This is a genomic window from Megasphaera sueciensis (assembly GCF_050219315.1).
GTDB classification, from domain to species: domain Bacteria; phylum Bacillota; class Negativicutes; order Veillonellales; family Megasphaeraceae; genus Megasphaera_A; species Megasphaera_A sueciensis.
The window spans coordinates 1645142-1658425 of sequence record NZ_CP116939.1; the positions used below are offsets into that span (position 1 = coordinate 1645142).

12 protein-coding genes and 1 other annotated feature are annotated in these 13284 nt (G+C 40.3%); of the genes, 2 read left to right on the forward strand and 10 right to left on the reverse strand.

From position 1 onward, the window contains the following. Window positions 1–140: 140 nt before the first annotated feature. The 6 genes from eda to NXG62_RS07980 form a co-directional block, all read right to left on the reverse strand. Window positions 141–1112, reverse strand: a complete 972-nt coding sequence (gene eda, locus NXG62_RS07955; RefSeq protein ID WP_427111911.1) for a bifunctional 4-hydroxy-2-oxoglutarate aldolase/2-dehydro-3-deoxy-phosphogluconate aldolase — start codon at window positions 1110–1112, stop codon at window positions 141–143. 13 nt (window positions 1113–1125) lie between these two features. Further along, on the reverse strand, window positions 1126–2070 hold the full coding sequence (locus tag NXG62_RS07960; protein ID WP_427111912.1) for a sugar kinase: 945 nt from the start codon (window positions 2068–2070) through the stop codon (window positions 1126–1128). A gap of 83 nt (window positions 2071–2153) precedes the next feature. Next, on the reverse strand, window positions 2154–2954 hold the full coding sequence (locus NXG62_RS07965; protein ID WP_427111914.1) for a gluconate 5-dehydrogenase: 801 nt from the start codon (window positions 2952–2954) through the stop codon (window positions 2154–2156). Between the two features lie 35 nt (window positions 2955–2989). Next, window positions 2990–3973: a 2-keto-3-deoxygluconate transporter gene (gene kdgT, locus NXG62_RS07970; RefSeq protein ID WP_427111915.1), complete on the reverse strand. Its 984-nt coding sequence runs from the start codon at window positions 3971–3973 to the stop codon at window positions 2990–2992. Between the two features lie 39 nt (window positions 3974–4012). Next, window positions 4013–4855, reverse strand: coding sequence for a 5-dehydro-4-deoxy-D-glucuronate isomerase (gene kduI / locus NXG62_RS07975; RefSeq protein ID WP_322351566.1), 843 nt, complete (start codon window positions 4853–4855; stop codon window positions 4013–4015). Window positions 4856–4919: 64 nt separating this feature from the next. After that, window positions 4920–5897 carry an NAD(P)-dependent oxidoreductase gene (locus NXG62_RS07980; RefSeq protein ID WP_322351631.1) on the reverse strand — a complete coding sequence of 326 codons (978 nt, stop codon included), beginning with the start codon at window positions 5895–5897 and terminating at the stop codon, window positions 4920–4922. Window positions 5898–6164: 267 nt separating this feature from the next. On the opposite strand from NXG62_RS07980, the gene NXG62_RS07985 reads away from it, so the two are divergent. Continuing rightward, complete coding sequence (locus tag NXG62_RS07985) at window positions 6165–6863, forward strand: FCD domain-containing protein (protein WP_322351567.1); 699 nt, start codon at window positions 6165–6167, stop codon at window positions 6861–6863. An 80-nt stretch (window positions 6864–6943) separates the two neighbouring features. Further along, window positions 6944–8343, forward strand: a protein-coding gene (locus tag NXG62_RS07990; protein WP_427111916.1) for an IS3 family transposase whose coding sequence is annotated in 2 segments (ribosomal slippage) — window positions 6944–7435 and window positions 7438–8343 — 1398 coding nt in all. Because the reading frame shifts where the segments join, the coding sequence is not laid out codon by codon here. A 95-nt stretch (window positions 8344–8438) separates the two neighbouring features. Here NXG62_RS07990 and NXG62_RS07995 read toward each other — a convergent pair. From NXG62_RS07995 to NXG62_RS08010, 4 genes are read right to left on the reverse strand one after another with little or no spacing between them, the layout of a single operon-like run. Continuing rightward, window positions 8439–9908 (reverse strand): tryptophan transporter, encoded by a 1470-nt coding sequence (locus NXG62_RS07995; RefSeq protein WP_427111918.1) that lies wholly within the window; start codon window positions 9906–9908, stop codon window positions 8439–8441. An 11-nt stretch (window positions 9909–9919) separates the two neighbouring features. Then, complete coding sequence (locus tag NXG62_RS08000; RefSeq protein ID WP_427114259.1) at window positions 9920–10606, reverse strand: energy-coupling factor transporter transmembrane component T; 687 nt, start codon at window positions 10604–10606, stop codon at window positions 9920–9922. 2 nt (window positions 10607–10608) lie between these two features. Next, the gene (locus NXG62_RS08005; protein WP_427111920.1) at window positions 10609–11421 is read right to left on the reverse strand and encodes an energy-coupling factor ABC transporter ATP-binding protein; all 813 of its coding nucleotides are present in this window, start codon (window positions 11419–11421) and stop codon (window positions 10609–10611) included. Further along, window positions 11415–12911 (reverse strand): energy-coupling factor ABC transporter ATP-binding protein, encoded by a 1497-nt coding sequence (locus NXG62_RS08010; RefSeq protein ID WP_427111922.1) that lies wholly within the window; start codon window positions 12909–12911, stop codon window positions 11415–11417. The genes NXG62_RS08005 and NXG62_RS08010 overlap by 7 nt, the downstream gene beginning before the upstream one ends. A gap of 52 nt (window positions 12912–12963) precedes the next feature. After that, window positions 12964–13217, reverse strand: a binding site (T-box leader). Window positions 13218–13284: the final 67 nt, after the last annotated feature.

Below are 13284 nucleotides of genomic sequence, written 5' to 3' on the forward strand. Positions count from 1 at the left end.
ATTATCCTCCCTATGGTTCTCTTACATCATAATCATTTCTTCTATATTTGTAAAATAAAAACAAGTCGTAGATATACTATATATAAAAAGCAGACACCTGTCTGACATAGCCAGCCGAATGTCTGCATAAAACATGTTTTTCATTTTGCCTTACGGCGCAGATGAATTGTGAATCCGCCAATTTCTTTTTCAAGAAAGGCAACTTTGATATTTCCTTTATTATCTTTAAAGCAAAAATCCGGGTTAAACAGTACGCCCTGCCGCTTATAATAAGCGATAGCCCGATCTATATCACGCGTATCGATGCAAATATGTCCTTTAGAGCCAGGCATAGGATGATCACAAATTTCCGCTACAGGGCCGGCAAAAAAGTTGTCGTCACCAGTAATTTTATCCTGTAGCATCAATTCACAAAGATCATCGGCAATGCCTTCTGCTTCCTTGCGATTCTGTGCATGAAGTCCCACATGTCCCAATTCAAATCCGAGAAGATGTTTGAATGCCTTTTGGCAAGTTGCCGCAATACCATCCCAATTTTTGTTCTTTATCATATCAGACGGCGTCATAAAACTGCCGCCAACGGCTGCTACATTGGGAAGATCAAGATAGTCATTCATATTATCAAAGTTGACGCCACCGGTAGGCATAAATTTAATATTTGCAAAGGGCCCCGACAAAGCCTTTAACGTCGTAATGCCGCCATACGCTGCGGCTGGAAAAAATTTACAAACTTCAAGCCCAAAAGCTGACGCTGCTTCCATATCTGCCGGTGAAACCGTACCCGGGAGAATATCAATATGATTCGTAACGCACCATTCCGTTACTGCCGGATTAAAGGCAGGTGTCACGATAAATTGTGCGCCTGCCTCTACCGCTTCTTTAGCCTGCTGCACCGTATGTACCGTACCAGCCCCGACAATAATTCCCTGCACTTGCTGCGCCATAGCCCGAATACTGTCAAGACAGGCCGCCGTACGAAAGGTAATTTCAGCAACCGGTATGCCGCCCTTTACAAGAGCATTACCAAAATCCACGGCATCGGCCGCATCATCCAGCACAATAAGAGGTACAAGACCAATATCAAAAATCGTTTTCATGTTTTCGCTAATCATAAAAACCTCCTGATTACAATTGTTGTTCCATAAATTCTTTCAATGCCTGCGGATATGGCAATCCTTCATTATCACCGCGGCTCATAACCTGAATAGCCCCTACTGCATTTCCGCGGCGCACAGCTTCCTGTAATGATAAATTTTCCATCAGTGCCGTAATAATACCTGCTGCAAATCCATCTCCAGCCCCTACTGTATCAATGACTTTTTCTACTTTAAAACCAGGAACCATAAATTCATTTTCTCTATCAGACACAAGTGCACCTTCTGACCCGCATTTTGTAACAACAATCTTAGCCCCATTTTTGTGGTAAAATGCATTAATTTTATGGGGATCATCACTGCCCATCAGGATTTTTCCTTCAGCAACTCCCGGCAAAACCATATCTGCTTTAGCTGCCAATTCATTAATAGTACGGATCATTATTTCTTTCGATGGCCACAGCGCAGGACGCAAATTAGGGTCAAAGCTGATAAACAGCCCTGCCTTACGAGCCTTATCAAACATTAGATTGACAGCCGCACGTGTATTATCAGAAAGGGCCGGCAAAATACCCGTTAAATGAATGTGCGAGTAATTTTCAAAATCTACATTTTCCACATCCTTTGTAGAAAACGTAGAAGCTGCCGATCCAGCACGAAAATAAAAAATATCCGGATCGCCCTTACTAACACGACCTTTTAGCATAAAACCAGTTTTCCTTGTATCGCTCCATGCTACAAATTCATTTCCAATTTTATTATCATTTAAAACATGGATAATCCGTTTGCCAAAAGGATCATTTCCAAGTTTAGTCATATAAGTAACACGATGTCCTAGTCTGGAAACTCCTACGGCAACGTTAAATTCTGCTCCTGCTACAGCCAAATCGTATCCACTAACATTATCCAAAGAACCTTCACTCTGGGCAATGAGCAATCCCATTGGTTCTCCGGCAAGAATCAGCCCTGATTTCATAAGTGTATCATCCTTTCTTCTGATGTACAAGTTAGGTTCTCCGACTGGCACTCCTTCCTAACTTGTACATCATTATACTCTTTTTACGGTTGTTTGCCTATATATGCCAGAATTCCTCCATCAACATATAGTATCTGTCCATTTACAAAATTCGAAGCCTCAGACGCTAAGAAAATAGCAGGGCCTTCTAAATCAGCCGTAACCCCCCAACGTCCCGCCGGAGTTTTAGATACTATAAAACTGTCAAAAGGATGCCTCGACCCATCCGCTTGTTTTTCTCGCAGAGGAGCCGTCTGCGGTGTCGCAATATAGCCAGGCCCTAATCCATTGCACTGAATGTTCTGACCACCAAATTCAGAACAAATATTACGTGTCAACATTTTCAATCCACCCTTGGCTGCCGCATATGCTGAAACAGTCTCACGCCCCAATTCACTCATCATTGAGCAAATATTGATAATCTTACCATGTCTTTTTTGAATCATATCAGGAATAACGGCCTTAGCTACAATATAGGGCGCTACCAAATCTATATCAACAACATTCCGAAATTCTTCTACCGTCATATCACACATAGGAATACGTTTAATAATACCAGCATTATTGACCAATATATCAATAGAGCCCAATGTATTTTTAATTTCGGTGATAAGTTCTGCAACGCAGTCTTCATCAGTAACATCTGCAATGTAGCCGTGAGCTTCAATACCTGCTTTCTTATACTCTTCCATTGCTTGATTCAAGTGTACTTGGCTGCGGCAATTAAAGGCAATTTTCGCACCAGCTTTAGCATATGCGCTAGCAATAGCAAAACCAATACCATAGGAACCTCCGGTTATCAATGCCACTTTTCCCTTTAAGGAAAACTGGTTTAAATAGTTCATAAAAAGCACCTCCTTCACACTAGTTAAAAACAAAATCAAATCTTTTCACCAGCAGACTTGTTACCACCCGTCATACCACCAAACTTCTTACACCAAAAAGCAGTAATAATCGGAACAACAATAGAAGTTACCACTACGCTGGTAGCAACAAGCGCTGTAGCTGCTGGAACAATCGGTTGAAATTCAGGAATCATCTGACCCACAATAAGCGGATTCGTAACAGCTGCTCCAGCAGTACTGGAAGCGGCCAACCCTGCACCACCATGACCGCCGCCGACAAAAATATCTGCAAGAATAAGTGGCACACCGGTTACAACAATAACACCAAGTCCCAAAAGTATTCCTAACAAGCCTGTTTGTCCGAGAACGGCTAAATTGATTGTATTACCAAGTGCAAATGCAAAGAAGGGTATCATAATAGTGCCCGCCGGACTAAATAAATCTCTCAGTTCAGGATCAAGATTACCAAGTGCAAACCCAATAATAAAAGGAAGTACAGCCCCAATAAATAAATGAGGTTCAAAATAAGCTGCACCGGTACTCCCCAAAATCATCATTGTGACAAGTGGTCCAGATTCAATAGAAGTTAAAACGAAAGCACCTGCTTCTTCTTTCGTGCCATATTGCTGCATAAGGGAAGCATATAAACCCCCATTAGTCATATCCATAGAAGTAACGATAGCAAGTGTTGACAGTCCAGCAAAAAATCCTGTTTGTATCATACCTTTCGGCATAAACATCACGCAAATAAAGCCCACAATCCATGCTACAATAATTTTTGTTATAACAATCGTACCTGACTTACGTAAAACTGTACCAGCAGATTTATAGTTAATACTGGCTCCCATGCAGAAAAACCAAACTGACAAAATAGGAACGGTTCCAGTAATTAAACCATTAGTAAAGGATCCGAAATACTTCCCGGCCCAGGGAGTAAAAGTATGGCAAAGTGCACCCAGCAATAATGGGACAAGCATTAAACCGCCAGGAACTTTTTTTACGCCTTGTAAAATCTTCATAATAATGACCTCCATAAGTTAATGATAATATAAGGTTGATTATTTCATATCTTCAATTTTAATGTGGTCCATATCATCGAATTCTTTATTTTCGCCTCCCATGGCCCAAATAAAAATATAATTGTGAGTACCACAACCGCAATGAATACTCCACGATGGATTGATAACAGCTTGTTCATTATGCATAACAATATGTCGTGTTTCTTGTCCTTGACCCATAATATGGAAGACAGCCTGATCTTTTGGAATTTCAAAATAAAAATAAATTTCCATACGGCGTTCATGGGTATGACAAGGCATAGAGTTCCAAACACTACCCGGTTTTAATGACGTCATACCCATGCATAGTTGACACGTTTCAACTACATCCGGATGAATAAATTGATTAATAACCCTGTCATTGGCTAACTCTGGAGACCCACAGGGACGTTTATTGGCATCTTTAATAGAAATAAATTGCGTTTTACAAGATTTATGAGCCGGTGCAGATACCATATAAAATTTTGCTGGTTTTGTCGGATTTTCAGAACAAAAAGTAACTTTCTTAGTACCCATAGCAATATAAATACAATCTTGATATCCCATTGTATATGTCACGCCATCGGCAACAATTTTTCCTTCATCACCCACGTTAAAAATTCCAATTTCTCGACGTTCCAAAAAATAATGCGTACCAAAATTCTTCCAACAATCAATTCCTTTATCTAAAGGAACAACTTCCTTAACGGGCATACACCCCACTGTCACCATGCGATCTACGTGTGAATACGTAGCAATTACTTCATCCGGTTTGAAGATCGTTTCTACAAGAAACTCGCGGCGAATTTCCTCAGTTGTATATTTTTTAAAATCTTCCGGGCCTGTTGAATAACGAATATCCATAAAACACTCCTCCTTTAAAATAGTATAAATCGTAATAATAGCTTTAAAATAGCTTTAAAATAAATTAACGTAAGGATATATTTTCCAATACGTTTCTATTAACTAAATAGGTAGGAATCTTACCAAGCAAAACCTCGCAAGCTCCCATTGCTACTTTATGTTTGAGCTCTTTTTCCGATTCCTCAGAATACCAAGAAAAATGCGGTGTCAATACAACATTATCCATAGCTGCTAGCGGATTTCCTTGATTAATTGGTTCCTGTTCCAATACATCAATCGCTGCAGCGGCTATCTTTTTTTGTTGCAAGGCGTGTACTAAAGCGACCTCCTCGACAACAGCCCCCCGTGAGGTATTAATAAATATCGCTGTCTCTTTCATAGCAGTAAAAGTCTCCTCATTAAATAAATGGAAAGTTTCCTCCGTAAGCGGTGTATGGACAGAAATAATATCAGCTTCACGAAGTAACCAAAAAAACGGAACAGAAGTGACTCCCATATTAGTCATGTCCCCGGCATCAAAATACGGATCATAGGCCATAATTTTCAAACCAAAAGGCTGCATTTTACGTGCTACCTCACGTCCTATTTTGCCAAACCCCACAATACCTAATTTACATCCGCGAAACCTATGCAAAGGTCTTGCAACGGTATAATCCCAGATCCCACTTCGGATGCAGGTATTCAAATAAGCAATCTTACGCCAGCAAGTCATTATAAGTGCAATAGCGTGATTCGATACTTCATCTATACAATAATCCGGAACATTAACAACACAAATACCATGTGCCGAAGCTGCTTCAATATCAATCGAATCTATCCCCACACCATAACGGCAAATAACTTTCAACCGTGTTAACTTTTCCATTACTTCGTTCGTAATAATAGTATACTGATTAAGTAGTGCATCCGCATCTCGACAATTAGCAATTACCTCTTCTGCTGTATGGCTTTGTGTCGGTATAAATTGTGCATTAATTTTTTGTATTTCGCTTCTCTCAATATCCAATGAAGGATAATCATAATCGGTAACATAAATTTTCATTCTCGTTACTTCCTTTCTACCCGATTAAAACTCCATGCCTGATTTTTCATTACAGTTTTCGAAACGAATTTTCATCATATGTATGTTATTAATTTATATGATGAATTTTGATAATATCATAGCATAATGTATAATTTATTTCAATTTATATTTTATAATATGTGTTTTTTATATAATTTATATGATGAATTGTATTTTTTTATATGATATAATGTATGTGATACATGAAAATTAAACAAGCTAACCATTACCTAGGAGGTTCCTATTATGAATACAGGCAAAAAAAGTATTTCTATGTCCGAACAAGCCGCAAAACAAATTATAGAATTTATTACATCAAATCAAATGCTGCCTGGTGATCGTATGCCTACAGAAACAGATTTAATGGAACGCTTAGAAGTAAGTCGCTCAACCATTCGTGAAGCTATAAAAATATTAAGTGCCCGGAATATTCTGGAAATTCGGCAAGGTTCTGGTGCTTCTATTTCTCCAAAAAGAGGTATTCCTGATGACCCTCTAGGTCTAACCTTTATCTATGATGATGACCGTTTAGCAATTGATCTTCTTGACGTACGCACTATGCTAGAACCTCGAACCGCTATGCTGGCCGCTATGAATGCTACAGCAATACAATGCGAAAACCTAAAACGACAATGTAAGATTGTAGAAAATCTTATTTCACAAAAACAGCCCTATGAAGAAGAAGATATTCAACTGCACAAGTTAATCAGCGAAGCCAGCGGCAATAAAATTCTTATTAATTTATCCTATATTCTCCATATGTCCGTTAAAAAAACAATTATTGCTACTTCTGATGCTCTTCGTGACAGCAATACTTTCATTTACCATCGAAAAACGATAGATGCTATCATTAACAAAGATCCTGTGAGTGCCTATAATTCAATGATGGTTCACGTCTGTGGTTTACGAGAATTTATTGCTGGAAAAATATCTGAAAAAAAATAAAAACACTGTGGTTTCAAAAAAATTTGTACTGACCCCCATAAGTTAGACCTAGAAATCTAGCTTATGGGGGTCAGCTTTTTATGGCAAAATATAGTTTTGAATTTAAGATGAAAGTTGTCAACGAGTATTTGCAAGGAAAATTAGGCTATATGCTATTATCAAAGAAGTATCATATTCCTAGCAACAAAGTTCTCAGAGAATGGGTTGCCGTGTATCGTGAAAACGGTTCACAAGCTCTTCAACGGTCACGCCAGAAGAAAACATACTCTTTTCAATTTAAGCAACATGCGGTAGAGTTATATCTAAGTACAGAGTCATCTTACAACGAGTTAGCTCTTTCGCTAGGTATACATACGCCAAGTATGCTAACCTCTTGGGTTCAGCGTTATCGTGCGGTTGGTGTAGATGGCCTCAAACCGCAACGGAAAGGCAGGAGATCGAAGGTGTCAGATAAATCAACTATCCACCCAGCATCACCAGAAGCGCAGACGGAGAGACTTAAACAACTCGAGGAAGAAAATCTCAAATTACGAATTGAGGTAGCATATTTAAAAGAAGTGAGGAGACTGCGTTTAGCGGAAGAGGCGCAGAAAAACAAGCAAGGATCATCCACAGTCTCCGAGGATCATTCAAACTAAAAGATATCCTTGCCGTTGCCAAGCTTCCCAAGGCAACGTATATGTACTGGCAGAAGCGCTTCGATCTGCCTTCTCCAGATGCAGATATAGAAGCAAAGATTATAGCCATCCGTAAAAGTGATAAGGACTTTGGTTATCGTCGTATCTGGGGGAAACTGCATGAAGAGGGCCTTCTCATCAATCGAAAACGTGTACAACGACTGATTCAGAAGCTGGGGCTGCAGGTTACGTCATTTATACACAAAAACCGTAAGTATAATTCCTACAAAGGAACCGTGGGCCGCGTCGCGCCTAACCGTCTGCGCCGACGATTCGACACCTGTATCCCACATCAGAAAATCACCACGGATACGACAGAATTTAAATATTATGAGATCGACACAAAAGGAACCATCATTACACGTAAGGCGTACCTTGATCCATTCCTGGATCTATTCAATCGTGAGATTATCAGCTTCAGCTTTACGAAACGCCCGTCATCACAGGGAATCATGTCTGCCTTGGAACGGGCCATTGAGGTAACCGGCGACTGTCCTTATCGCCGGACCTTTCACTCCGACCAGGGTTGGGCCTATCAAATGGGAGGATATGTTAGTCGCTTAAAAGAAGAACGGATTTATCAGAGCATGTCCCGAAAGGGAACCTGCCTTGACAATAGCGTGATGGAAAATTTCTTTGGACTCTTAAAACAGGAACTATATTATGGCCGTACATATCACAGCTTCGAAGAGTTACAAAAAGCAATTGAGAAATACATCATCTATTATAACAACCGTAGAATCAAATCAAAGCTTGGCTGGTTAAGTCCGGTAAACTATCGGTTACGTCATGTCGCAGCATAATAAAAACCGTAGCAGCAATAAATGCTACTACGGTTAGGTCTAACTTTATGGGGTCACTACACTTTAAAACCACAGTGTTTTTAATTAATACACACTTATTGTACTTCCTGAAGCTCCTGTACAGCTAGTTCCGTTGAAAGCCATGCGCTTCCCAAATTATACCCCATCTCTTCCAAATTTAACTGACAAGCAAAAACATGAGGAATTGCCGAAACATAAATATGTGTATCATACATATAACGCAATACTGTTTCTACATCACTATCACACAAAATACGGCCGTGATCAATAAGTACCATTCGATTGGCATAAGGAAGTGCCGCTTCCAAGGTATGTTCTACAATCACAACCGTATGACCATACCGTGTATTGAGCGTATGAATCAGTTTATAGAAAGCATTTGTTCCTTCCGGATCCAATGCTGAAGTCGGTTCATCAAATACTAAAATATCTGGATTAGTAACTAAAACACCCGCAATCACCAAACGCTGCCGCTGACCGCCGGAAAGCTTGCTCAATTCTCGCGTACGATATTCTGTAAGACCTACTTTATCCAGCGCAGAGGTAATCGCTTCTTTGATTATTTTCGGATTTACTCCTTGATTTTCCAAGCTAAATGCAATTTCTTCCTCTACGGTCATAGCTACCAACTGGCTATCATAATCATCGAGCATCATGCCTACATGACATGCTAAATCAGAAATCGTCGTCTGCGTTGTTGCCTTGCCATCTACATATACCATGCCTTTCATAACTCCGCCAAAGTAATGAGGAATCGCTCCCGTCAACGTCATACATAAAGAACTTTTACCACTGCCGCTTTCTCCGGCAATAACCAAAAAATCACCTTCATGGATATTAAGATTGATATCATTCAAAACAGGTATCTTCTGCTTATTATATATATAAGATACATGTTCAAGCGAAATGAGTTCTTCCTGTACCGGTTTTAAATCAAATTGGCTATGATCAGAAATGACCATCTGTTCTTCTAAGGAATCCAAAACTCCGCGGGATACAAAAAGCCGCAAAGCCGGATAATACATAACCGGCGTAACAATTCCATTAAGCAGACCAATAACACCTACCAGAGGAAGCATTCCGGCGGTATATACAACCATGGGTAAATCCATGACAAATTTCAAAATGGTAACAAATACGCCTCCACTAAGACAGGTTGAAATAATTCCCGTTATCACAGGCAACAGAGAATGTCCCCTGAAACGAAGAAACGAAAAATGATGAACTATAAAAGCACAGGATAACGCTCCAATAGGTTCACTGATAAGATTCCCATAGGGGAATCCCGATTTAGAGGTGAGAACATTAACAAGCGCAGCTACCAGGCCGATTCCCAACGCCTGCCTATATGTAGGCTTGGTCAGGCAAATTGCTACGCAATACGTAGCAATCGTCCAGTTAGGAGTAATCCCTGCCACACTTGGGGAGACAAGGTGGAGAATGGTGCCGATTGCCAACATCAATGTACTAATTGTAATCCAACGAAATTGCCCACCCTGCCTATGATGAAATTCCAATTTAGAAATATCATGTATTTGTATCATCTGCCGACTCCTTATACGATACCATGAATACGCAAATATATAACAACGGCACTGATAAGTATCATACCCCCGATCAGGCCATAATCCATCGCGTTTGGTTGTACATTACTCATAAAACTATGACGCTGCTGACTGCCAAAACCGCGCAATTCTAAACTGAGAGCCATTGTTTCTGACCGACTTAACGATTTTAACATAAGCGGCTGGATAACACTCATATAATTAATCATGCGTTTAAACACATTTCCCTTTACGGAAAGTCCCCTGCAAGCTTGTGCTTCTTGCACAGCTTTACTTTCAGCAATAAAATCGGGAACAAAACGGAGTGCTGCTGTAAACATGAACGCATATTCATAAGGAATCTTAATTTGTGTAACCATCGCCGCTGTCAAATCTTGTAACCGCGTTGTGGTCAAAAGTATAATAAAAACAACAGTCATCGCCATCATACGCAGCCCCGTAACATAAGCCGATTCTACGGAACCGCCGCCTAAAAGCTGGACAAACCCAAGAAAAACAGCAAAAACAGCAAGACTGCCTACGGCTTTGCTGTTACGCTGTAAATTACCGCAAACCGCGAGTATCAATAACTCTGCCGCAACCAAAATAATCAGCGGTATTGTAGTATGCATGACAAGCGCCCAAAAAGAAAATGCAAACGTCGCAATTAATTTTGTTACAGGTACCATGTTTTTAATCATCATGCATTTCCTCCTAATCTTTTTATCATTTCATCTTGAAATTCAGCCATGGATTTGCAATATTTCATTCCCGCAACAGCCATCGATAAGGTAACAGACTGCGGCCTAGTCAATCCTAAATCCATTAATTCATCGCATTCGGTAAATAATTTTTGAGGGGTCCCATCAAAATATTTTGTTTGATGCCCCATAACAATAACACGTTTACAATATTGCGCCAAAATATCCATATCGTGTGTAATAAGCAATATCGTCAATCCGGCGTCATTAAGTTTTGTAAGCAGCATCATAAGTTTTTCCTTTTCCGCACTATCCTGACCGCTGGTTGGTTCATCAAGAATCAGATATTGCGTATGCATAGCTAATGCTGAAGCGATTGCCACTCTTTGTTTTTCCCCACGGTTCAAATTCGGCGGATATGCGTATGCCAGTTTCTGCAGCCCGGCTGCCTCCATAGCCTCTGCAACGGCTTCTCCGGTCTCCTTTTTTGTCATCCCTAATTGCTGTGGACCGTAGGCAATTTCCTGTGCTACGGTAGGACGAAACATTTGCCGTTCCGGGCGTTGGAACACATAGCCAATAAACCGGCTGCGTATAGAAGCATCCTGCTTAATAATACTTTTCCCATCTTTAAGAATATCTCCCTGCACAGGTTTTTCTAATCCCATCAGCAACCGCGTAACCGTTGTTTTTCCACAGCCGTTACGTCCGCCCAGGCCGATAAATTCGCCTTCACCGATAGTTAAATTTACCTCTTTTAATATAGGAACACCATTACCATAATCGAAATTAACATTTTTCATTTCTAACATGCTATTCTACCTCCATTCGGGCAACACTGCTTTAAACTATTTATAGCGGTATCCAAATCAAGCCATGCTATATCTCCGACATTGCACCCTGCTTTCTCAAGCGTCATTTGACAAGCAAACACTTGTGGAACCGCCGTTGCGTATATATTGTTTTCATACATAAAACGCAGCGTTGTCACTACGTCCCCATCGCAAGCAATACGTCCCTTCTGTATAAGAATCAGGCGGTTCGCATACGGCAAAACAGCCTCCAATGTATGTTCTACCACAATTATAGTATGTTTGTAATTAACATTTAAATCGTGCAATAATTGATAAAAATCCCGTGTTCCTTCCGGATCAAGTGCAGATGTCGGCTGATCAAACACCAAAATATCCGGATTGGTAGCTAAAACTCCCGCAATAACCAAACGTTGTCTTTGTCCTCCCGAAAGTTTACTGATTTCACGTTTTCGATACGCTGTAAGTTTGACCTTTGTTAACGCATGTTCGATTGCTTCTTCTATCTTGTTCGGAGCAATCCCCTGGTTCTGCAAGCTAAATGCGATTTCTTCTTCTACCGTCATTGCTACCAACTGACTATCATAATCATCCAACATCATGCCTACATGACAAACAAGATCAGCAATACTAACTTGCGTTGTCGCTTTGTTATCTACAAAGACCATTCCTTTCATAACGCCTCCATAGTAATGTGGAATGGCTCCAGACATCGCCATGCACAAAGCACTTTTGCCGCTTCCGCTTTCACCTGTAATGACAAGGAAATCCCCTTGATGGATAGAAAGACTAATATTATCCAATGCCGGTTTACTCTTTTTATTATAGGTATAAGATAAATGTTCCATAGAAATAAGTCCTTCACGCAATGGACTTAACTTAAATCGGCTATGATCGGATACTTCCATTTCTTCTGATTTGACGTCAATGATTCCTCTCATGGCAAACAATTTTTCTGCCGGATAATACAATACCGGGGTTGTCACTCCGTTGATAAGGCCTATAATGCATACTGCCGGGAGCATCACATTAAAAAAAACTGAATCTGGAATATTCAACGCTAATTTAAAAGTTGTTAAAAATATGGTTCCGGAAATGATGGTACAAATCAATCCCGTAAAAGCGGGAAGAACCGTATGCCCTTTACACTTAATGATATCCAAATGTTTTACTGCAAAACAACAAAGCAACGCCGCAACCGGCTCACTAATGAAATCCCCGTAGGGAAATGCCGCCTTGGACGTAAGAACTCCAACGAAAGCATATACCATGCCAATACCGAAGGATTGCTTATATGTAGGCTTAGTCAGATGAATCGCGATACAATACATCGCAATCGCCCAATTAGGAGTAAACCCAGCCACACTCGGAGATACCAGACGAAGAATAGTCGCTATCGCTAAAAGCAATGTACTCACCGTAATCCATCTATATTGACCACCTTGTCTGTGATGAAATTCTAATATTGAAATATCCGCAATATGTTCCATTATCTCAGCCTCCTATTTATACAAAAAAAGCCTTTCATCCTTTGCTTATTAAGCAAGGGACGAAAGGCTTATAATTCTTCCGCGGTGCCACCCCAATTGACTATGATTAGTCCGGCTTTACATGTACGGCCTAAGCGATACACGTTTCTTTGATAGCGGTGGAAATACACCGTCGTGCCCTACTTGTTCCCGTTCAGGCCGCATCTCCCGAATCCATTCCATTCATTGACCTGTACCGAACTCTCACTGTCATCGGCTCGCTGCAACTGTCGTTTTGTATGTACTCGTTTCGTTCATCGATTTATTTTAAGTTACTTATAATTATACCTGATTTTTAACGTATGTCAATAGTTTTAACTGGAAAACCTACGGA

Bases quoted from the DNA above. Each gene is read 5' to 3' on its own strand.
- eda (WP_427111911.1), bottom strand. From the start codon at position 1,112: ATGATTAGCGAAAACATGAAAACGATTTTTGATATTGGTCTTGTACCT.
- NXG62_RS07960 (WP_427111912.1), bottom strand. From the start codon at position 2,070: ATGAAATCAGGGCTGATTCTTGCCGGAGAACCAATGGGATTGCTCATT.
- NXG62_RS07965 (WP_427111914.1), bottom strand. From the start codon at position 2,954: ATGAACTATTTAAACCAGTTTTCCTTAAAGGGAAAAGTGGCATTGATA.
- kdgT (WP_427111915.1), bottom strand. From the start codon at position 3,973: ATGAAGATTTTACAAGGCGTAAAAAAAGTTCCTGGCGGTTTAATGCTT.
- kduI (WP_322351566.1), bottom strand. From the start codon at position 4,855: ATGGATATTCGTTATTCAACAGGCCCGGAAGATTTTAAAAAATATACA.
- NXG62_RS07980 (WP_322351631.1), bottom strand. From the start codon at position 5,897: ATGAAAATTTATGTTACCGATTATGATTATCCTTCATTGGATATTGAG.
- NXG62_RS07985 (WP_322351567.1), top strand. From the start codon at position 6,165: ATGAATACAGGCAAAAAAAGTATTTCTATGTCCGAACAAGCCGCAAAA.
- NXG62_RS07995 (WP_427111918.1), bottom strand. From the start codon at position 9,908: ATGATACAAATACATGATATTTCTAAATTGGAATTTCATCATAGGCAG.
- NXG62_RS08005 (WP_427111920.1), bottom strand. From the start codon at position 11,421: ATGTTAGAAATGAAAAATGTTAATTTCGATTATGGTAATGGTGTTCCT.
- NXG62_RS08010 (WP_427111922.1), bottom strand. From the start codon at position 12,911: ATGGAACATATTGCGGATATTTCAATATTAGAATTTCATCACAGACAA.